The sequence below is a fragment of the Pantoea sp. JK genome, assembly GCF_026130245.1.
Taxonomy (GTDB): Bacteria; Pseudomonadota; Gammaproteobacteria; order Enterobacterales; family Enterobacteriaceae; genus Pantoea; species Pantoea trifolii.
This window is the reverse complement of the sequence record NZ_JAINFN010000006.1, coordinates 117,589-139,850: the sequence shown is the minus strand read 5'-3', so window position 1 is coordinate 139,850 and position 22,262 is coordinate 117,589. Positions and strand designations below refer to the sequence as shown.

Here is a 22,262-nt window from a genome sequence, read left to right as displayed (position 1 = left end):
TCCTTATGCCTGTACCAGCGGGCCGGGGTTTTTCAGATACTGTTCACGAATCGCTTTGGCAGACCAATAGGTCAACGCGGCGACCATGCCCGTTGGGTTGTAGCCGAGTCCCTGCGGGAACGCCGAAGCGCCTGGCACAAACACGTTCGACACATCCCAGCTCTGCAGATAACGGTTCACCGCGCTGGTTTTCGGATCTTCACCCATGATCGCGCCGCCGCTCATGTGCGTGGTTTGATAGACGGTGGTATCGAAGTGCGAGCCCGGTCCTTTCGCGCCGCCGATGATCATTTTCGGGTTCATCGCTTCGGTGATTTTGCGCATTTTGCCGATCATGAACTGCGCCATCTTGATGTCGTTATCCTGCCAGTCAAAGGTCATACGCAGCAGCGGCTGGCCGTAGGCATCTTTGTAGTTAGGATCGAGATCGAGATAGTTGGCGCGATAAGACTGGTGCGCGCCGTGCGCATCCATCGAGATGTGATGGTTGTAGGTATCCGCGACCGCCGATTTCCACTGGCTGCCCCAGTTTGGCGTGCCCTTCGGCGTCGGCAAACCAGAGATCGGCTTGGTACCGGCCTGATTGACCCAGAATGGCGAACCGCCAACAAAGCCGTGCGGGCCGTGATCGAAGTTATCGGCGTTGAAATCATCCACCGCCACACCTGCGCCACCGGCACCGATAAACGGGTTGGTGGTGGTGTTTTTGTCGAACAGCGCTTTCAGCGTCGAAATGTTCTGATAGGCGAAGTTACGACCGACCACACCTTCGTTGGAAATCGGGTTATACGGCTTGCCGATGCCGGAAAGCAGCATCAGATGCACGTTGTGGAACTGGAATGCCGACAGGATTACCAGATCCGCAGGCTGCACCACTTCGCGGCCCTGGCCATCGAGATAGGTCACGCCGGTGGCGCGTTTTTTATCGTCGGTGAGATTAACGCGCAGCACGTAGGCGTTGTTGCGCAGCTCGAACTTCGGTTCCTGGCGCAGCGCGGGCAGGATGTTGACGTTCGGCGAAGCTTTGGAATACATATAGCAGGCGTAACCGCTGCAGAAACCGCAGAAGTTGCACGGGCCCATCTGTGCGCCGTAAGTGTTGGTGTACGGGCCTGAGGTGTTGGCCGACGGCATATCATAAGGGTGATAACCCACTGATTCCGCCGCTTGCGCGAACAGTTGTGCCGAGTAGGTGCGCTTCTGCGCCGGCAGCGGGAAATCGCTGGAACGATCGGGCGCGTACGGGTTACCACCCTTCTCTTTGCCCAGCAGCTTGCCTTTAATTGACCAGGCGCTGCCCGAGGTGCCGAACACTTTCTCGGCCTGATCGAAGAAGGGTTCCAGCTCGTCATAATTGACGCCGAAATCCTGAATCGTCATGCCTTCCGGAATGAAATTTTTACCGTAACGCTGCTCGTAATGGCTACGCAGGTTCAGCTCAACCGGGTCAACGCGGAAATGCACGCCTGACCAGTGCAGACCGGCGCCGCCGGTGCCGGTGCCAGGCAGGAACGCCGCCAGCTGGCGATAAGGTACGGCGGTTTGCGAGGCATCATGACGGATGGTGACGGTGCTTTTCGACAGATCCTGGAACAGCTTTTTGCGGATGTTATAGGTCAGTTCGTCAATTGACTGCGGATAAGATCCATCCGGATAGGTATCGCGATGCGGACCGCGCTCCAGCGCCACCACATTCAGGCCCGCTTCGGTCAGCTCTTTCGCCATGATGGCACCCGCCCAGCCGAAACCGACGACGACCGCATCCACTTTTTTCAATTCATTTGCCACGCTTACGTCCTCTCCCCGCGAATATCCACTGACGGGAACGGATAACGTTCACCGCGTTCCACCCAATCCATAAAGTCAGCGCGCGCGCCGGGGAAGCCAATCAGCTTCCAGCCCACCATGCCCTGGTTGCCGCCGTGGATCGGATCGCTGAAATAACCCTCGCGGGTGTTTTGCAGCAGGAAGGAGAAGAAGGTTTTCGCTGGCAGCTGCGGGAATTCGGCCGTGCCGCTTTCAAACGCGGTCAGCAGCGCATCTTGCTGCTCGCCCGTCAGCTCAGCAAACACTTTGCCATGCTGCTTTTTGCTCCAGCCATCGGCATCGGCGAGGCCGAGACGGTAGATCTGCTGCGGTACCAGCGGCAGCTGATAACCCAACTCTTTCGGCAGATCGGGATTGAACGGGCCTTGCATGTACCAGTTGTTACCGGTGGCATACGGCGTGTTCATTTGACGATCGATAAACTCCGGCACGCCAGCTTCAAGTGCGCCAGGACCGCGTTCATCGTTGGGAATCAGGCGCGCCACGGCCGCGGTGATAAAGGCAAACTCTTCGGCGGTGAACCAGGTGGGCTGGTAGCTACGCGCCTGTTGTGGTGATGCGTTTTGTTCTGCTGCCCCAGCGGCCATCGGTGCCACCAGTGCGCCCATCGCTGTACTGCCCACCGCCATTGCCGGCGCCAGGGTGATGGTTCTCAGCAGAAAATCCCTGCGAGTGTGACCATTTTTTTGTTCTGACATGACATTGCCTCAGTACCACATATAATGCGGCATGAAAGTTAAGTAGTTGCGTTGTATTGTTTTTTTAATTGATAGCTTAAGGGATACAGCAGCACTGTTACCGGTAACAGTGCAAATATTGTAACACCATTGCTGTGGATAATTTAGTTCTTAGAAACAAATTCGCACTAATTACTTAACAATTGCCGCTGTCGCTTTACATCGCAGCGGCGAAGCTGTCATCGTCAGATACAACCGACAACAGACAGATAGAGGTCTGAAGCGGTATAAAAGAGTACACACAACAGCGGAGTGCCTATGTTTAAGTCCTTTTTTCCGCGGCCAACGCTGTTTTTCAGCTCAGCTGCGATTTGGAGTTTAGTAGCAATTTTTGCCTGGTTCGGCTTTTTCAGTGATTTCCCGGCGCGCTGGCCTGCGCTCCAGGCGGCGATGCACGAACCTTTGCCAACCAATGCCAGCCGTTTTATTCATATCAGCCAACTGTGGTTTTACGCCTATTACTGGATTGTTGCCGGCATCTTCGCGCTCACCTGGCGTGTGATTGATAACCATCCGTGGCAGCGCTGGTCGGTTTGGGGATCGATTCTGATCATCTTTGTCACCTGGTTTGGGGTGCAGGTCGGCGTGGGCGTCAACGCCTGGTATGGCCCGTTCTACGACATGATTCAGCAGGCACTGACCAAAGCCGGTTCCGTCGCCATCCACCAGTTCTATGTGCAAGTGCTGGCGTTTCTCGGTATCGCGCTGATCGCGGTGGTGATTGGCGTGATGAACTCGTTCTTCGTCAGCCATTGGGTGTTCCGCTGGCGTACTGCGATGAACAATTACTACATGCACAACTGGCAGCGTCTGCGTCTGGTTGAGGGTGCGGCACAGCGTGTGCAGGAAGACACCATGCGCTTCGCGGGTACGTTGCAGGATTGGGGCATCAACTTTATTCAGGCGATTATGACGCTGGTGGCGTTTCTGCCGGTGCTGGTCACGCTGTCGCACCATGTGAAAGAGGTGCCGATTCTCGGCAGCATTCCGTATGCATTGGTGATTGCCGCGCTGCTGTGGTCGCTGTTTGGTACCGCGCTGCTGGCGTTGGTGGGGATTAAACTGCCGGGGCTGGAGTTCCGTAATCAGCGGGTGGAAGCGGCCTATCGTAAAGAGCTGGTGTACGGCGAAGACGATCCCGAACGCGCTTCACCGCCGACGGTGCATGAGCTGTTTAGCCGCGTGCGTCAGAACTATTTCCGCCTCTATTTCCACTATTTGTACTTCAACATCACGCGCATTATGTATCTGCAGGTGGATAACGTGTTCGGGCTGTTTGTGCTGTTCCCGTCGATTGTGGCGGGCACCATTACGCTCGGCCTGTTGAACCAGATTACCAACGTGTTTGATCAGGTGCGTTCGTCGTTCCAGTATTTGATCACCTCGTGGTCAACGTTGATTACGTTGATGTCGATCTACAAACGTCTGCGCAGTTTCGAGCAGATTTTGCAGGATATTCCGCACGAAGAGATGATGCGCGAAGCGGCGGAGTAAGGTGCGGTCTGATGCCCTCACCCCGGCCCTCTCCCACGGGGAGAGGGAGACGCTGCCATAGGCTCGATCGGTTCCCTCTCCCGCTTGCGGGAGAGGGTTAGGGTGAGGGCCAGGCGCCCCCTGTTTAACCCGCCAATACCGCAAACACCTGCTCAATCGCATACGCGCCCGGATCTTTCACCCCATCCAGACTCTGCTGATTCAGATACGCGGAACGCCCCGCTTTGGCGCTCTGCATCTGCGCGGTGGCGTCAGCGCCTTTCTGCGCCGCTTGTGCCGCTGCTGCCAGCGACTCGCCTGCCACTAACGCTTCCAGCGCCGGTTGCAGCGCATCCACTAAAGTGCGATGACCTGGCTGCGCGCCGCCGTAATGCTTCATGCGTTCCAGCCCGTGCATCAGCGCCTGCGGCAGCGCGCTGCCCTCTTCCAGCTGCTGACCGGCGCTGGTGAACAGAATCGACATCAATACGCCGCTCGATCCGCCCATCACCGTGGCCAGCTGCTCGCCAATCAGCGCCAGCAAGGTTGGCAGCTCATCCAGCGGCAGCTGTTTTTCCTGCAAACCGCGCTGAATTTTCTTCGCTCCGGCGGCAAAAGTTGAACCGGTATCGCCATCGCCCACTTTGGCATCCAGCGCATTCAGCTCGCTTTCCAGATCGATCAGCGTCTGCGTGACGCTTGCGACAATCTTCGCCACCTCAGCATTCTCAGAGGCATCAAAATCCAGCACGCTGCCGATCTTCTCGGCACGTTGCAGGCTGATCGGCGCAAAGTCATACACCGGCACCCAACCCAGCACCTGAACCGGCGCGTTCAACGCTTCCAGGAACGGCTCTTCCAGCGCCAGCAGCGTCAGTGAGAAACCCTTCATATCCAGCGCACTCACCAGCGTTGCCGGACCCAGCAAATGCGTGATGCGCGCCGCCAGCGGCGATTGCAACACTTCACGCGTCAGCAGCGCCAGCTCCAGCTGCGAGAAGCCGCCGAGATTGTTGATCAGCAGCAGCGCCTGCTTGCCGTCCGGCAGCGCCTGCGCCAGTTTATCGGTCATGATGCTGGTGATGTTGCGGCTGTCTTGCGTATCCAACGTGATGACGCCCGGCTCGCCGTGAATGCCCATGCCGAGCTCGCTGTGACCAGGCTCGACGCGTTCATCACGTTTTTCGCCCGGCACATGGCAAGTGGCAAAAGCCAAACCGATGGACGATGTGGCATCAATCGCCCGCTGCGCCAGCGCTTTCACCTCATCCAGCGATTGTCCCTGCTCCGCCGCAAAGCCCGCGATTTTGTGCACCAGCACGGTACCGGCGATGCCGCGCGGCTGCGGGTTTTCTGGCAGCGCGATATCATCCTGCACCATCACCAGCTCAACCTTGTAGCCGAGGTTTTTGGCTTTCTCCGCCGCCAGACCAAAGTTGAGGCGATCGCCGGTATAGTTCTTCACAATCAGCAGGCAACCGGCATCGCCGGTGACGTTAACGATGGCGTTCAGCACCGCATCGACACTCGGCGACGCAAAGATATCGCCGCACACCGCCGCCGTCAGCATGCCTTTGCCGACAAACCCGGCATGCGCCGGTTCATGTCCGGAGCCGCCGCCGGAGATCAGCGCCACTTTGCTTTTATCCCAGTCCGAGCGCACCACCACGCGAATCTCATCACCGAGATCGAGGCGACTGAGGTTATGCCACGGCGTACTCAGCAAAACCCCTTCGATGGCTTCGTTAACCAGATCGTTTTTCTCATGCATAAAAAACTGGCTCATTGCATCCTCTCCATTGGTGTTGTTGCTCTACAAGGTAGCGTATGTGTGGCGATAAAAACGGCGCAGAGGGCAGAAATGCAAAAGGCGGCATAAGCCGCCTCTCAGTTTCAGAAAACTACCGATCAGAGTTCGATGCGTAAAACGCTATCGGGATTTTTTGGCGGCTCTTTGCGTGAACCCGGCTGCTTGATGCTGACAAACAGGGTTTTACCATCGGCGGAAACCGCCAGGCTGTTTGGCAGGCCCGGCGCTTTCACCGTGCGTTTCACTTTGTAGTTGCTGGCATCGATGATGCTGATTTCGCGCGCTTTGCGGTGCGTAACGTACAGCTCATCACGATCGGCATTGAACAGCACCGCCAGCGATTCCGGCACATCGATCTTGTGGATCACCTGCTGCGTACGGGTATCCAGCACCAGCACCTGCGACTGTTTTGAGTCGCTGAGGAAGGCGCGATGGCCTTGAGTATCCAGCGAGATATTCAGGAAAAAGTGATCTTTATCGCCATCGATTTTCTGGCGCTTTTCAATCGCATTCAGGCGCGTGTTAATGGTCACCAGTTCGCCGTCGGAGTTGGTGACATACAGTTTTTGCGCCGCTGAATCGATGGCCAAACCGGTGCCCATTTTGCCGGTGTTCGGCACGGTGCTGATCAGTTTCAGGGTTTTGCCATCCACCACCCACACCACGCTCTGCTCACCGAGGCCGGTGATGTAAACGCGATCGGTTGCTGGATCGACGGCCAGCTGACGCGGCTGCAGCGGACGCACGGTTTCGCTGCGCTGACGGCCATCCAGCACCAGCGTGTTGATCACTTTGCCGCTGGTGGCATCCACTGCGGTCAGTGAACCGTCACGCGTGTTACCGAAGTACAGGGTGTTGGTTTTCTGGTTAATCGCCGCGCCAAAGGTCGGCAGATCGGTATTGATGGTTTGCTTCACCGCCAGATCTTGCGGATCGAGACGATAAACGGTGCCGCCTTTTTTGTCGGTTGTGCTCTGCGCGGTGGCGAGGAACAGCGCGTTATCGCTGTTGCTGAATGCCAGTTCGTAAGCGCCTTTTGAGATCACCTGATTCAGCGGCTGAGATTCTGCCGCCATCACCGCAGAGGTCAAGAACAGCGCCGTTGCCAGCAGCAGTGGACGCAGCGCCCACGATTTTTTATTCGCCTTCATAACTTCTCCATAGCAAAAACACCGCCTGATGGCAGTGAAGTGAAAGCTCGACATTACAACCAATATTTAAAAAGACAGCCCGAGGCGAGCCGACGAAGGGTGCTACTTTTTGAGAATAGTAATCATTTCGAAGGGAAAGTGACAGGATTTTATCAGGTTACCAACGCCGCCAGGGCGCCCGAAGGCACCCTGTCAGCACAGAACGTTAACGCAACTTATTTGGTCAGTTCGGCAGTCATGTGCACGCCGTTGTTGAAATTGGCTTCGGTCACTTTATAGGAAGCACCAGCTTCGTGCGCCTGAGCAGCGATTTGCGCTTCTGCACCATCCAGCGTTGAAGCGGTTGCAGTGATGCTTTGCGCAAAGCTAGCGAATGGCAGAACGGTCAGAGCGATAACAGCAGCAAAAGTTTTGATAGATTTCATGGTCAATTCCTTAATGTACGTTTGATTGAGTAAGGCGTCATCGCCTTGTTGAGAGATATAATAGGCGCAGAATTGATCAGTAAAAAGCGGAGAGATTTGCCGTTGTTGTTCGAATATTTTGAACGTAAAAAGCACGTTTGGGTTAACCTTTGTGCAAAGGGTTAAAAATCTGACATTTAATTAAAAGGCAGGATTTATGGCTGTGATAGGTAAGGTTTCGTAGGGTCGCCATTTATGGCGACCTTTGATTCATGCGGTTGATAGCAAGGTCGCCATAAATGGCGACCCTACGGGTTAACCGTGGTGGCGGACGCGGGTGAAGATGGTGATGGCGGCTAATAGCATCAGCACGCCGCTGGCGAGGAACACGCCGCCTGCGCCTTGCAGATCAAACATCCAGCCACCGGCGGCGGCACCGGCGGTGATTGCCAGCTGGATGGTAGCGACCAGCAAACCGCCGCCCGATTCGGCATCGTCCGGCACCGCGCGGGAAATCCACGTTGACCAGCCGGTTGGCATCGAACCAAACGCCAGTCCCCACAGCGCCACGCCCGCCGCGACCAGCCATGACACCTCGCCGAAGCTCACCAGCAGCAGCGCGGTCACGCTCATCACCAACGCCATCGCGGTTAACGTCAGCGATACGCTGCGCGTCACCAGATAACCGGCCAGCGAAGTACCGAAGAAGTTCGCCACGCCAAACGCCAGTAGCACCAGCGACAGCTGATTGACGTTGAGCTGCGCGCTGCCTTCGAGGAACGGACGCAGGTAAGTAAAGAAGGCGAAGTGGCCGGTGAACATCATGATCACCGCCAGCATGCCCCAGCGCATCACGCTTTTACGCAGCAGATCCAACACGCCACCGCTGCGCGCTTTATTAATCGGCGGCATCGCGGGCAAGGTGAAGAACTGCCACAGCAGCGCCAGCACGCCCAGCGCGGCGGTCAGCATAAAGATGTTACGCCAGCCAATAATGCCGCCCAGATAGCTGCCGAGCGGCGCAGCAATAATGGTCGCCAGCGAAATACCGCTGAACACGATGGACAGCGCGCGCGGCACCTGATCACTCGGCACCAGACGCATGGTAATGGCCGTGGAGAGCGTCCAGAAGCCGCCAATCGCCACGCCCAGCAGCACGCGGGCCAGCAGAATCATCGGCAGATTCTCAGCAAAGGCCACCAGCAGTGCGGAGGCAATCAGCAGCAGCGTAAAGGCCAGCATCACCACACGACGGTCAAGCTGACGCGTCACGTTGCCGATCACCAGACTGGTGAGTAGCGCCACCAGCGCCGTCACGGTAACGGTTTGTCCCGCCTGCCCTTCGCTGATGTGCAGCGTGTCAGCAATCGGCGTCAGTAAACTGACCGGCAGAAATTCTGCTGTAATCAGGCCGAACACGCCAAAGGCCATGGCAAACACGGCGCCCCACGCCGGTTTATCCACTTCTAATGGTGTTTCGGTAACGTCAGTATTCAGGCTCATCTGTGATCCCCATCACAAAATATTTAGCGTTAAGCATAGTGACGGATCACCAGACGATCTATGATGCAGAAACTTTGTTTTTTGATTATTCGTCTGAGATTACCATGAGCCGCTATGAAGACCTGACCAGTGAATTGCTGATGGGCATGCGCCTGTACGGCGTCAAATACCAGCGAATCGCGCTGCATGCGCCCTTTGGCCTGCAATATGAGGACGCGCCAGGCAAGGCGCAGCTGCACTTTGTTGGGCGCGGATCGTTACTGATCCGCTCGGCATCGGGCGTGATCTATCCGCTGCAGGCGGGCGATGCGTTGCTGATCCCGCACGGCAAACCACATGCGTTGATTTCCAGCGAAGAGGCAATCTGTGAACCCATTTCGACTTTTAACAGTCGCCCAATTTGCGACAGCGTCTGTGCCATCGGCGACGGCGTAGACGTCTGCCCGGATGACAGCGATGTGATTCTGTTCAGCGCCTGCATGGCGTTTGAGCTTGGCGGCATGCAGCCGCTGGTCCATACCATGCCGGATGTGATGCTGGTGAGTACGCTGCTGGCGCAGTACCCGGAAATCCAGCCGATTCTCGATGCGATGGAGCGCGAAACGCGGCAGCGCAAAGCCGGATTCGCCGGGATTCTGTCGCGGTTGGCAGATGTAGTGGCGGCGCAGATTGTGCGCGGCTGGGTGGAGAACGGCTGTGGCAAAGGCAGCGGATTGGTGCAGGCGCTGCGCGATCCGCGTCTCAGCCTGGCGATGGCGGCGATGCATCGTGAACCTGGTGAAAACTGGACGGTGGAACGGCTGGCGCGGGAATCCGGCAGCTCGCGTTCGGTGTTTGCTGCTCGTTTTCAGAGCGCAACCGGCATGACGCCGCTGCGCTATCTCACTGAGCTGCGTATGCGATTGGCGGTGGAACGTATCGTGCATGAAGGCGAAGCGGTGGAAAGCGTCGCCTTCCACCTCGGTTACGGTTCGCTGGCGGCGTTTAGCCGCGCATTCAAACGCATTGTCGGTACGCCGCCCGGTGCACTGCGCGCCGAACGGGAAATGCGTTAACGAAACACGCTGATCGCTTCCACCAGACGATTGGCCTGGTGCTTCATGCGTCCGGACGCTTCAGCGCCTTCTGCCACGCGTGCAGCGTTTTGATGGGTGATATCGTCGAGATCTTCCACCGCGGTGCTGACCTGCGTTAGCGCAATGGCCTGCTCGGCGGTCGCGCCGCTGATCTGCGCGATCAACGCGGTGACATTCTGCACCTGATCAACGATTTCCTGCATGGTGTGCCCGGCCGCATCGGCGTGATCGCTACCCGACTGCACGCGGCTGGCGCTGGTTTCCACCAGATTTTTAATTTCGCTGGCGGCTTTGGCGCTGCGCTGCGCGAGGCTGCGCACTTCACCGGCCACCACCGCGAATCCTTTTCCCTGCTCGCCGGCGCGCGCCGCTTCCACTGCCGCATTCAGCGCCAGAATATTGGTCTGGAAGGCGATGCCGTCAATCACGCTGGTGATATTGGCGATACGTTTCGAGCTGTCGGCGATCTCCGCCATCATCCCGACCATCTCCTGCATCACCTTGCCACCTTTAATCGCCGCATGACTGGTATTTTCCGATAAGCCATTCACCTCTTTGGCGGTATCGGTGTTGCTCTTCACCGTGGCGGTCATTTCGTTCATGGTGGCAGCGGTTTGCTGCACGTTAGCGGCAGCTTGTTCAGTGCGGCGGCTGAGTTCGTCATTGCTGCGCGCGATGGCATCGCTGGCACTGAGCACGTTAATTGCCTGACCGCTAACATCATCCACCAGCCAGCGGAACATCAGGCCGAGCTGGCCGATGGCGCGCAGCGTGACGCCAATCTCATCGACGCGATCGATCTGTTCCACTTTATGGCTGGCGCCGGTCGCCACGCTTAATGCCTGACGGCACATGCGTTCCATTGGACGTGAAATTTGCTGCTCCAGCCACAGGCTCGCCAGCAGCAACAGGCCCGCCATGCCGCCAGCAAAGCAGCCTATCGCCAGCGGTGTCACATCAAGCAGCCAAACACCCAGCACGGAAAGCGGCAGTAGCGTGAATAAAGTGGAGCGAATGCGCCAGCGCAGCGGCAGGGTTTTCAGGATCGAGCCAAGGGCACGCCAGCCGGTGCCAACGATCAATCCTTTATGGAAACGACGTCCTTTGGCGCGCCCTTCGCGGAAGTCGCGGTACAGCGTTTCGGTGTGACGCACCTCTTCCGCTGACGGCTTGGTGCGCACCGACATAAAGCCCTGCACTTTGCCCTCGCGCACCACCGGAATGGCGTTAGCGCGCACCCAATAGTGATCGCCATTCTTACGCCGATTCTTAACCAGCGCCGTCCACGGCTCGCCCTGCTTGAGCGTCGCCCACATATCAGCAAAGGCTTCCGGTGGCATATCCGGATGGCGCACCATGTTATGCGGCTGGCCATTTACCTCTTCCGGGCTGAAGCCGCTGACGTCAATAAAGGCGTCGTTAGCGTAGGTGATATAGCTGTTGAGATCGGTGGTCGACATCAAAGTGGCGTCATCCTCAAACGCGAATTCGCGCTGAGTGACGGGCTGGTTATTACGCATGTGTGTGTCCTTGCAAAACGCAGGCGAAAAGAAAAATCGATTATGCTTTTTTACCTTTTCGGCAGCGCACGGCTTGAGCTTTAGCGCCAGTTTCACATTCAAAGCAATAAAAAAGCCGCTTTGCAGCGGCTTTCACACTTTGGTTACTGATGTCATCTATTAACCTGGTTTTACAGTAAACCAAATCAATCTTTTAATTTAAAACGCACCTGCAGCGCAAAGGGCGCAGGGAAATCAGAATTGCCAGCGAACCCCCACGTTATACCGCCACCCTTTAGCACCGTTGCCCGCAATCTCTTTGCGATAATCCGCCTCGGCGTACAGCGATACATCCTTCTGCAAGGTGGCAGTGCCGCCGGCACCCACTTCCCACATCTGACCAAATTTTCCGCTGCTGAAGGTGGCGCCAAACGCCGGATTATCCACCGAAGACACCGACGTATCCGCCGCTCCGCCCCAACCTTTGTAGTAGTTAGCGCGCAGATAAGGGGTGTATTGGCGATTGCTGTCGTCGGTCCACGTGCGATCGAGGCGCGCGCCCAAACGACCAATGGTTTGGTTGTAATCGCCGTAACGTACCTTGTTGCCGTCTTTATCGGTGAAGTCGTCCATATCCAGCTTCATGTACATCAGCTGCGCCTGCGGCTCCAGCTTATAGCCATCGCCCAACTCGAACGGATAGCCGCTCTCCAGCGATGCCGTCCAGCCGTTGCCTTTCAACTTCGCCACCTCTTGCGTGCGCGCAATGTCGGTTTCGCCGCGATGCCAGTCAAACGACAACACGCCATCCAGATAGAAACCGCTTTGACGCTGCCAGGTGCCGTAAAACGCCAGGCTATCGCTGTCGAACGTGGTGCTGCTGTAACCGTCAGCCGCGTGTGGACGAATGCGTGTATTACCGCGCGTATAGGCCAAACCGCCGCGCAAGCTGTCTTGCTCGCCGTCGAGGCGCAACAGATTGCCGCCCACCTGTACCGCGCTGTAATCAAGATCAAAGTCATAACCAAAGTCGCGGAAACTCTTATCGCTCTTGTACTTCAGGTTCGAGCCGATGTAGCGCAGGAACATCTCGCCGCCGTTGCCCTGCGGACGCGTCTGCTCGTGGCGCAGTTCGCCGAGGCGTTTATGCAAATCGTCGATAATCGCCGAGGTGTAATAGGCTAAACCGACCGGCGCTGAGACATAAGATGGCACCTGCGGCACCACCGCTGGGCGCGAATCGTAGCTTTGCGGCGTACCAAAGGCATCAGTGATGAAGGTCGGCTGGCAGCTGTTGCTATCTTCACACACGTAGTAGTTCGCCAGACGGTAATCCCAATAGTTATTGCCGCTGCCGCTGGCTAAGCGTTGATTGGGATCGCTACTGCCCGGTGCGAAGGTGTAGAGGCGATATTGCCACGGCCCGGCGCCTAGATAGCCATCTTTCAGCGCGAAGCTGTTAGCACTGCCATTACCGCCGACCTGTGCCAGCGAGATCCCTTCGTTGCCCTCCACGCCACCATTTTGATTGAGATCGGTCAGTGCGCCGGTGCTGGCATCGGCAAGCTCCACATTCACCAGCGTGGTACCGCTGGCATTGCCGGTGACATTGAGATGGTCGGTGAACTGGTTGCTCAGCGCACCGCCCTCATTCAGATTGGTGACCAGATTGAGCTGGCCGCCGCTTGATGCCAGTGAGCCCGCAATATCCAGCGTGTTGCCCGGCGAACCCGCGCCGTTGGTGAGATACAGCGTACCGGCGTTGTTCACCACCAGCGAATCCGCCGTTCCACCCGACAGCGTTGGATGCACGTTATCGCCGGCAAACAGCGTAGAGTCAGCATCCACGTTGATAGTGCTGTGCGCCAGTTGCAGGTTATCGGTCAAAGTCCATTGGGTGTTGGCGAAGTTGATGGTGCTCCAGCCGCTGCCGAGGTTGACCCCTTTGCTGAGATCGTCGGCGCTGAAGCTACCGCCGCGTGAATCGATCTGGTTGAAGGTTAAGGTGTTACCGGTGCCGGTGCCGCTGGTGAGATGGTAGGTGGTGCCGAGATCGACATTGCTCACTTCAGCGGTGTTGTTGTTGTCATTGCCCATGGTCAGGCTGCCGTTGAGCGTACCGCCCGTCCAGCGGAACCGATCCGATCCGCCGCCTGGGTTGATATCGCCCTGCACTGCGCCTTCCGTCAGCAGGATTTCGTCATCGGCGTTGCTGCCCGCCACCGCCACGGTTTGTGGATTGGCGGTGATGATGCTGCCGAGGTTTTCGAAGATGGTTTTACCACCACGCAGATCCACCACCGGCGCCGTCAGGCTGTTGGAGGTGAAGTTGCCGGTATTGACGATGGTGCCTGCGGTGCTTGAGACCAGCGCCGATCCACCCGCCGCATTATCAATATTCACATTAGCGGCGGTGATGACATTGCCCGTGGTGTTGGCGCGAATACCGGTGCCGCCCGCGCCGGTAACATTGAACTGATAGCCCGAACCCAGCGTAAGATCGCCGCCGGTGGTCGAGCCATCGGCGTTGGCGATGTTCAAACCGGTACCGCTGCCGTTCACGTTGGTGGTCACGGTTGAAGCCGGATCGAACGGTACGGCGGTGCGAATCCCGTTGCCGTCGCCGACATTAATGGTGAGATTGCGCAGGCCGACGTTGCTCAGTTCGGCGCGGTTTTCGATGCCGTTGCCGCTGCCCAGCACGTTAACCGTGGCATCGCTGGCGCTGAGTGCGGTCGCGCCGCTATCCAGCAAGATGCCGTGCGCGTTGCCGCGCGTGGTGATCACCGTGTCGCTACCGGTTAAAGCCAGCTGCGCGCCATCGCTGATGCGCACGCCCGCCGTACCGTTATCGACATTAATGGTGCCGCCTTTCGCCAGCGTGCTGCCGCTGCCGGAGACATCCAGCCCGGTGCCGTTGGCCACGTTGACCACGCCGTTGTTGGTCAGCGTACTGCCAGCGCGCGAACGGATACCGATGTTGTTGCTGCCGGTGAGATTCACATTGCCGTTGTTGACCAACTCTGCGCCGTTGATGACGTCAAAGCCAATCGCACCATTGCCCGCGCCGCTGACGTTGCCGTTGCTGGTGACGCGGGTAGCCGCTGACGTGCCATCCAGCGCGTTACTCAGATCGGTACGCAGATTATTCACCAGCACGCCGACCGCGTTGCTGCCGCTGAGATTAATGCTGCTGCCGCTGTCCAGCGTGGCGCTCGCGACGCCTTCTGCGCGGATTGCCGTGCTACCCTGGCCGCTGGCGGTGAAGTTGGCGTTGCGGCTATTCAGGCTGCTGCCGCTGCCAGAGATGATCGCGCCGGTGCTGTTACTGGCGCTGGAGGTAAGGGTTGTTGGAGAGGCGAAACTTAGCGCTGCGCCGTCATCAATGCGATAACCGGTTGAGCCGCTGGTGTTAACGTCCAAGGCGTTGGTGGCGGAGCTGATGCGCGATCCGCTGCCCGCCGCGTGATAGGCGATCTGGTCGCTGTTGTTGAATACCGGCGCTGAACCAGCAGCGATATTCACCAGCGCGCCGTTGAGCGCTTCCGCCCCGATTGCGCCGGTGCCGTTCAAATTCAACGTCCCACCATTCAGGTTCGCTACCGCACGATTGCCGCTGGCGCTAACGCCGCGACTGCGGTTGGTGGTGCTGCCGCCGTTAACGTTGATGGTGCCGGTATTATTGGCGGTGGTGGCAAAGGTACTGCTGCCACTGTTCACTGCGATGCCGGTGCCGCCATCGTTGATATTGATGTTGCCGCTGTTGGTGCCGGTTGCACCGCTTTCGACGCGGATGCCGGTTGAATTGGCGCCGGTGAAAGTGATATCGCCAGTGTTGGTCAGCTGCGCGCGATTACGCGCCACATAGCCGGTCAATCCACTCTGCGCAGCATTTAAAGACGCCGCAGAGTTCAGGCTGGTGCTGGTCACCGGCGAGCCGCTGTTTCTGCCGAAGATATCGTGTTTTTGTCCGTCAACGATCGCGCCAATCGCGTTGCTGCCGGTGAGGTTCATGGTGGTTGCCGCGTTAATCACGCCATTTGCGCCCCCTTCCACCGTGATGCCATTGGCGCCGCTGCCGCTGACGTTGATCACCGCCGCACCACTGTTGACATCGGTGCCCGCGCCGCTGCCGAGCACCGCTGTTGAACCTGCTCCGGAAGCGGTGAGCGACAAGGCGTTGCCGTTAAAGTCTGCGCCCTGCTCAACGCGGAACAGCGTGGAGTTCTGCGTGGTGACATCAAACGGATTATTGCCCAGCACGTTGATCAGCGCATTGGGGCCGTAGGCGAAGAAGGCAATCTGGTTGGTGCCATTGGAGAAAGTCGGTACGGCAGTCGGATCCACCGTAACAGTGGAATTACCGCGCGCATGCACGCCAATCGCGCCATTGCCGCTGAGGTTAATCGGGCCATCGACGGTGGCTTGCGCCGTGCCCGTTCCTTGCCCTTCCACCCACACGCCGTAGTTGCGCGTGCCGCTGGCCGGATCGGCACCGCCCGCCACGTTAATGGTGCCGGTTGAGGTGGCACTCGCGGTGTTGCCATTGGTGGCCAGCACTTTCAGGCCGGTGCCGTTCACGCCATTCAGATTGATGGTGCCGGCGTTATTGATGTTGCCCGCACTGTTGGTCACCAGCATGCCGACGTTTTCGCGCGGTATGGTGGCAGCCGCGCCGTTCACATTGATGGTGCCGTTATTAATCATGGTGGCGTTATTAGCACCTGTCGCCGACATCCCCGCTGCGTTTTGCGTTTTCGTCCCGATGGTAATGCTGCCCTCGTTGACCGCGTTGCCGTTGGCGACCAAGGCGATACCGCTGGTGAGCCCGCTTTGGTTCATCGCGGTATCCGCCGTCGCCTCACCCAGGCTGTTTTGCGGGCCGCGACCAATATAGATATTGCCGCTGGCGTTATTGGTAAAGCTTGAAGTGGCATCGGTCAGCAATACGCCGGATGCGGTGCCGCGCGCACTGGAACCGTTAACGCCGACGTTGATATTGCCGCTGTTATTGGCGCTGGAAGACACACCCAGATTGATGCCCGCCACGCCATACTGCGAATTGCTGCCGGTGGTGGCGAAATTGAGGATGCCGTTGTTGTTGAAGGTACTGCCAGTTTGCACGGCTACGCCGTTGGCACCGTAGCCGGTCGAACCAATGCCGGTGCCATCCTGACGATTGAGGAATCCGCCGTTAATCACACCATTGTTAATCCCGCTGCTGTTGTCGGTCAGCACCAGCGCCGTGCCGTTATTGGTGATGCTGCCTCGGCTCGCCAGCTTGCCATCAATCACCGCCTGCGCACCGTTCGAAGCTTTAATCGCTCCGCCGGTTGCGCCCACCACTTCCAGCGTTTTACCCGCCGCCAGATTCACTTTCGCCCCCGCGCCATTGGCATTAATCACAATGCGATTTTGTATCGGTTGCGTGACTTCATCGGGCGGTGTGGCACTGACGTTGTAAACAATGTTGGCATTGGTGAAGGTGACGGCTTTGTTGAATTCGGTGAGATAGCGCGTTTTATCGAGGTTGCCTGACTGAAGTTGGCTGATCAGCCAGTTATTGTAGCTTTGCAGTTGGCTGGCGTTAGTGACGCTAAAACTGGTGCTGTTGCCATCCAGCGTCTGCACGCTGAAGGCACCGTTATAGGTGGCGAGATTTTGCACCTGATAGCTGCTGGTGGCCGAGCCTGCGCCGTCTGGCGTAGCGGTTGAGCCGAAGAAGCTAATGCGGTTGTTGCTGTTCCAGTTTACCGTGCCGGTGCCGCTCACATCAAAAAGCGCTGTCTGCTTGGCTGCCATGGTCCAGCTGTTGGTGCTGGCGCTGCTGAGCGCATTGGCCTGGCCGATATTCACGTCCAGCGTGCCACCTGTCACATCGGCAATACGCGCGTCGATATATTGGCCATTATTGACGTTTTGCACATCCGGCACGCTGGTGGCGCTGGTGACGGGCGCTAATGCGACAAGACTCGCAGAGTTGTAAACCTGGAACGTGCTGTTGGTGCCGGTGGCTGCATCGGGCGTGGTGATGGCAAAGTTTTGCGGGCCGGGATCAAGGCGATCCTGATTGAGATACTGCGATCCCGAGGTGATTGCTACTTGTCCGAGCGTGGTGGTGACTGCGCCATCTGTTCCTGCCGTGAACGCCTGATTCCCGGTAAGGGTTTCATTGCCGCTGCTGACGGTAATTTTACCTATTTGGTTGTCATTATTTTGTGGTGTGTAAGTCCCTAATGTAACAGCCTGACTTTGCATGGCTGGATAAACCAGCAATTGCGCCGCCAACATTCCTAATGCGATAGGATTTAATGTAAACCTCATACTTCCTCCAATGGGCGTGCAGCGTCCGCGCTGTTATTGCAACAGCGTTAAATTCATCGCGAGGGGATAAAGCGGCAGGTGAATACCAATCCCGTGTAGCAATCTAATTTGAGAACAACTGTGTGAAGAAATACGGTGCAGCGAAAAAAGGGATGGAATTATTGTTATAGATTAATTGGCTTAAGGTATAGACATTTTTGCTTGCCGATGCAAAAAGCAATTTCGGGCAACTAATTGTGAAATCGGACAAATGGTTGCGATGTGCATTAAATATTTAAAAATAAATAATACCAATATAAATTTAAGTTCTGGTTATCTATCTCCTTAATAAATCCTTTATTTTTTACTGACACTTAACTTACAGATGGCACTTAATGGATTAATGGGGCAGTGCCAGGGTGAGCGAGACGAGAGAATCTTAAAGCGTGATCGAAATCACGTTTATACCAGGTCGCCATGAATGGCGACCTGGTCGATATCCGCATTTTACTTAACTCAAATCCACATCGCGGGTGCCGCCCCACCAGGTAAAGGCAAACCCGCCAATCCACGCCACAATCAGACCGGCGAGATACACCGCCATTCCGGCAAAAATGCCCTGCGATGACGTCATTAGTGGCAGCGTGACTAAACCGGAAGGGCCAAACACGGTGTTCATGCCCACCGGTAATCCCAGCCACGCCACCAGCCCGATAAAGAAGCCGCCCAGCGCGCCGCCAAAACAAGCGGTAATAAACGGCTTCAGGCGCGGCAGCGTCACACCATAAATCAGCGGTTCACCGACACCAAGCAGCCCCGGCACAATCGCACCTTTGATCTGTTTACGCAGCAGCGAGTGTTTGTCCGCTTTGCACCACAACGCCAGCGAGGCGCCCACCTGCCCCGCGCCAGCCATCGCCAGAATGGGAAAAAGCGAGTTAAAGCCCTGGGTTTCCATCAGCGCGAAATAGACTGGAATAAAGCCCTGATGAATGCCAAACATCACCGCGATCAAAAACAGTCCGGCCAAAATAGCGCAACCAAATGGATTGTTATTGAGATGAATAAACAACCATGACATGCCTTTAAACAGTTCACCGCCGATCGGCATAATCACCAGGAATGTCACCGCGCCGGTAATTAATAACGTCAGCAACGACGTCAGGATCATATCGAGATTATCGGGAATGATTTTTCGCAGCTGTTTCTCAATCCAGGCACCAAATATCGCCGCCAGCAGCACGCCTATAATATTGCCGCGTGGATCGATTACCATACCGAAGAAATCCTGCATCCCGCTGTAATAGCCAACTTTGGCGTCAGGCATATAACCGAGCACAAACAGCGAGGCGATAATGGCGCCGTTGACGCCGGTCCCACCAAAGGCTTTCTGCGCGTTGTAGCCGATCAAAATACTCAGGAAGGTAAACAGCCCTTTGCCGAACACCTTCATGTACGCCACGGTATCCAGCAGCCAGCGTGCATGATCGCCCGGCTGATTGAGGTGAAAGATCTGCTCGATCAGCGTGGCAAAACCCAGCAGTAAACCGGCACCGATAAAACCGGGGATCAGCGGCGTAAAAATGGTGGCAAAGCAGGAGAGAAAACGGTGCAGCGCGCTGGTCTGTTTTGCCTTCATCTGCTGCTTTTGCGCGCTGGCGATGGCGTGCAGATCGTCTGGTGCTTGTTGATTGAGCAGCGCCTGCATCTTCTCCGCTGCGGTTTGCGCTTTGCCGGGACCGAGCACAATCTGCAACTGCGCATCGCTGTCGATCACGCCCAGCACGCCCGGCAGCGTTTTGAGTGTGATGCTGTCCACTCGCGTGGCATCGTTAAGCGTCAGACGCAGACGCGTCATGCAGTTGCCGCACTGCTGCACGTTGCTGGCGCCGCCCACCGCCTGCAGAATGTCGCGCACCAGACCTTCAGTAATGGCCGCCATCATTGCGCTCCTGCGTCACGTAACGCGTTGCGAATAAAGCCCTGATTCTGACTTAACAGCGATTTCGCTTCAGCGGCCGTTAATCCCGCCAGCACCATGACAATCGCGGTTTTACAGTGTCCCTGACACGCCGCCAGCGCCTGCTGCGCGGTGGCATCGTCACAGTCGGTGGCTTGTTTGACGATGTTCACCTGGCGCTGCACCAGCTTCTGATTAGTGGCTTCGACATCAACCATCAAATTGCCGTACACCTTGCCACTGCGAATCATCGCGCCGGTGGTGAGCATATTGAGCACCAGCTTCTGCGCCGTTCCGGCCTTCATGCGCGATGAACCGGTAACCACTTCCGGGCCCACCACCGGCGTTAGCGCCACATCCGCGGCCTGCGACATCGGGCTGTTGGGATTGCAGGTTAACGCCGCAGTAAATGCGCCCTGCTGACGCGCATACGCCAGCGCGCCCAGCACATACGGCGTGCGGCCACTGGCGGCAATGCCGACCAGCACATCATTAGCATTGAACTGGATATCCCGCAGATCCTGCGCGCCCTGCTCAACATTGTCTTCGGCGTTTTCTACCGCCTGCAGAATCGCGGTGTGGCCGCCGGCAATCAGCCCGACCACCTGGCTGCGCGGCGTGCCAAAGGTCGGCGGACATTCGCTGGCATCCAGAATCCCCAGACGACCCGACGTGCCCGCGCCGCAATAGATCAGGCGACCGCCTTTGCTGAAGGCTTGGGTAATGCCATCCACCACCTGCGCAATCTGCGGCACGATGGCTTCTACCGCCAGCGCCACTTTTTTGTCTTCATCATTAATCACCCGCAGCATGGCTTCGGTGGACAGCTCATCAATGTTCTGACTGGCGGGATTACGACCTTCGGTGATCATCTGGCTGAGATCGATCTGCATGCGACACTCCTGTGAGAGAATAATTTATTCGTAAAACTATATATCACACAGAATTGTTAATTCCTCTGCTGCGCGTGATTTTTTTGCTTTTGCCACAGCAGGCATAAAAAAACCCGCCGAAGCGGGTTTCAGTGCGTAGCGGTCGCTATTAATCGCGACCCTACGACGTTATTAACTGGCGCTTTGCGTGCGCAGCTGCTGCTCATAGGCGGCGGCCTGTTTGGTGTCGAACTGGTCTTCCCAGCGCGCAATCACCAGCACCGCCAGCGCGTTACCGATCACGTTCAGCGCGGTGCGCGCCATGTCCATGATGCGATCCACACCGGCGATAAACGCCAGACCTTCCAGTGGAATGCCCACGCTGCCCAGCGTTGCCAGCAGCACCACGAAGGAGACGCCCGGTACGCCAGCGATACCTTTCGAGGTCACCATCAGCGTCAGTACCAGAATAATCTCGTCGGTCAGCGACAGGTCGATGCCATACAGCTGGGCAATAAAGATCGCCGCGATGCTCTGGTACAGGGTTGAACCGTCGAGATTGAACGAGTAACCGGTTGGCACTACGAAGCTGGTGATGGCTTTCGGCGCACCGTAGGCTTCCATCTTCTGCATGATGCGCGGCAGCACGGTTTCTGAGCTGGAGGTGGAATAGGCAAGAATCAGCTCGTCTTTCAGAATGCGCATCAGCGTAGTAATGCGTAACTTACAGAAGCGCGCCACCGTGCCGAGCACCACGAAAGCAAAGAACAGAATCGCTACGTACACCAGCAGCACCAGCTTGGCGAGCGGATAGAGCGAAGCAAAACCGAAGTTCGCAATGGTGACCGCAATCAGTGCAAACACGCCGACTGGCGCGTAACGCATGATCATGTGCGTCACTTTAAACATGGTTTCGGAAATCGAACGGAATACCGTGACCAGCGGATCGCGATGTTCCGATGGCAACGCCGACAAGCCCATCCCAAACAGCACCGAGAAGAAGATAATCGGCAGCATGTCGCCCTTCACCAGCGAGGCGAAGATGTTCTGCGGGATCAGCGACAGAATGGTGGTGACCAGACCGTGCGGTGCGCCCTGAACGGCTTCGGTTGTGGCTTCGTATTTAGAGATGTCCACCGTTGCCAGCGTTGACATATCAATGCCGCTGCCGGGTTGGAATACGTTGGCCAGCGTGATGCCGACCACAATGGCAAGGGTGGTGATCACTTCAAAATAGATAATGGTTTTGACACCAATACGTCCGAGCTTTTTCGCATCACCCACGCCAGCAATGCCGACAATCAGTGAGGAGATAACAATCGGTACCACAATCATCTTGATCAGATGAATAAAGATGTCACCCGCTGGCGTCAGAATGTTAGTGATTAACCATTCACGATCGTCGGGCTGATTATGCAGCACGGTTCCCACAATCACGCCCAAAATCAGCGCGACGAGGATTTGCCATGCAAGGGTGAACTTAAAACCTTTCATAACGCGTTATTTCCTCAGTTAAAAACCCCTTTGCTCTGCTGCGAAGGTGCAGGAGAAATGTCACACAGGGAAGTGAGCAAAAGCCCGATAAAATAGAGGGTTATTTATGACTACGTCGGTTACAGCTGTGCAGGCATTTTGCGCCTGCGGAGT

At 56.9% G+C, this 22,262-nt stretch carries 13 protein-coding genes; 2 read left to right on the top strand and 11 right to left on the bottom strand.

From position 1 onward, the window contains the following. Positions 1 to 3: 3 nt before the first annotated feature. Both PanJK_RS14695 and PanJK_RS14690 read right to left on the bottom strand, forming a co-directional pair. The gene (locus tag PanJK_RS14695; RefSeq protein ID WP_256698180.1) at positions 4 to 1,788 is read right to left on the bottom strand and encodes a GMC family oxidoreductase; all 1,785 of its coding nucleotides are present in this window, start codon (positions 1,786 to 1,788) and stop codon (positions 4 to 6) included. 2 nt (positions 1,789 to 1,790) lie between these two features. Beyond that, positions 1,791 to 2,525 carry a gluconate 2-dehydrogenase subunit 3 family protein gene (locus tag PanJK_RS14690; RefSeq protein ID WP_101762365.1) on the bottom strand — a complete coding sequence of 245 codons (735 nt, stop codon included), beginning with the start codon at positions 2,523 to 2,525 and terminating at the stop codon, positions 1,791 to 1,793. 297 nt (positions 2,526 to 2,822) lie between these two features. Between PanJK_RS14690 and sbmA the strand changes: the two genes are divergently transcribed. Beyond that, complete coding sequence (sbmA, locus tag PanJK_RS14685; protein WP_008105623.1) at positions 2,823 to 4,058, top strand: peptide antibiotic transporter SbmA; 1,236 nt, start codon at positions 2,823 to 2,825, stop codon at positions 4,056 to 4,058. A gap of 124 nt (positions 4,059 to 4,182) precedes the next feature. Here sbmA and PanJK_RS14680 read toward each other — a convergent pair whose 3' ends face one another. The 4 genes from PanJK_RS14680 to PanJK_RS14665 all read right to left on the bottom strand — a co-directional run bounded on the left by PanJK_RS14680 (position 4,183) and on the right by PanJK_RS14665 (position 8,905). Beyond that, on the bottom strand, positions 4,183 to 5,823 hold the full coding sequence (locus tag PanJK_RS14680; protein ID WP_265300705.1) for a dihydroxyacetone kinase subunit DhaK: 1,641 nt from the start codon (positions 5,821 to 5,823) through the stop codon (positions 4,183 to 4,185). A 122-nt stretch (positions 5,824 to 5,945) separates the two neighbouring features. Beyond that, on the bottom strand, positions 5,946 to 6,998 hold the full coding sequence (locus PanJK_RS14675; RefSeq protein WP_265300703.1) for a YncE family protein: 1,053 nt from the start codon (positions 6,996 to 6,998) through the stop codon (positions 5,946 to 5,948). 215 nt (positions 6,999 to 7,213) lie between these two features. Continuing rightward, positions 7,214 to 7,423, bottom strand: a complete 210-nt coding sequence (locus PanJK_RS14670) for a DUF1471 domain-containing protein (protein ID WP_008105630.1) — start codon at positions 7,421 to 7,423, stop codon at positions 7,214 to 7,216. A 294-nt stretch (positions 7,424 to 7,717) separates the two neighbouring features. Then, positions 7,718 to 8,905 carry an MFS transporter gene (locus PanJK_RS14665; protein ID WP_265300700.1) on the bottom strand — a complete coding sequence of 396 codons (1,188 nt, stop codon included), beginning with the start codon at positions 8,903 to 8,905 and terminating at the stop codon, positions 7,718 to 7,720. Between the two features lie 104 nt (positions 8,906 to 9,009). On the opposite strand from PanJK_RS14665, the gene PanJK_RS14660 reads away from it, so the two are divergent. Beyond that, positions 9,010 to 9,960 carry an AraC family transcriptional regulator gene (locus PanJK_RS14660; protein ID WP_008105638.1) on the top strand — a complete coding sequence of 317 codons (951 nt, stop codon included), beginning with the start codon at positions 9,010 to 9,012 and terminating at the stop codon, positions 9,958 to 9,960. Here the strand turns inward: PanJK_RS14660 and PanJK_RS14655 are convergent. From PanJK_RS14655 to gltP, 5 genes are all read right to left on the bottom strand, one after another. Then, positions 9,957 to 11,501, bottom strand: a complete 1,545-nt coding sequence (locus PanJK_RS14655) for a PAS domain-containing methyl-accepting chemotaxis protein (protein ID WP_265300697.1) — start codon at positions 11,499 to 11,501, stop codon at positions 9,957 to 9,959. The two genes, PanJK_RS14660 and PanJK_RS14655, sit on opposite strands and share 4 nt — an antisense overlap. Before the next feature lie 234 nt (positions 11,502 to 11,735). Next, on the bottom strand, positions 11,736 to 17,804 hold the full coding sequence (locus PanJK_RS14650) for an autotransporter outer membrane beta-barrel domain-containing protein (RefSeq protein WP_265300695.1): 6,069 nt from the start codon (positions 17,802 to 17,804) through the stop codon (positions 11,736 to 11,738). Positions 17,805 to 18,294: 490 nt separating this feature from the next. After that, a complete protein-coding gene (murP, locus tag PanJK_RS14645) occupies positions 18,295 to 19,725 on the bottom strand; it encodes a PTS N-acetylmuramic acid transporter subunit IIBC (RefSeq protein ID WP_265300921.1) in 1,431 nt (476 codons plus the stop codon). Next, positions 19,725 to 20,636 (bottom strand): N-acetylmuramic acid 6-phosphate etherase, encoded by a 912-nt coding sequence (murQ, locus tag PanJK_RS14640; protein ID WP_265300693.1) that lies wholly within the window; start codon positions 20,634 to 20,636, stop codon positions 19,725 to 19,727. Before murQ ends, murP begins: the two co-directional genes overlap by 1 nt. 171 nt (positions 20,637 to 20,807) lie before the next feature. After that, positions 20,808 to 22,109 (bottom strand): glutamate/aspartate:proton symporter GltP, encoded by a 1,302-nt coding sequence (gene gltP / locus PanJK_RS14635; protein WP_007888562.1) that lies wholly within the window; start codon positions 22,107 to 22,109, stop codon positions 20,808 to 20,810. Between the last annotated feature and the right edge of the window lie 153 nt (positions 22,110 to 22,262).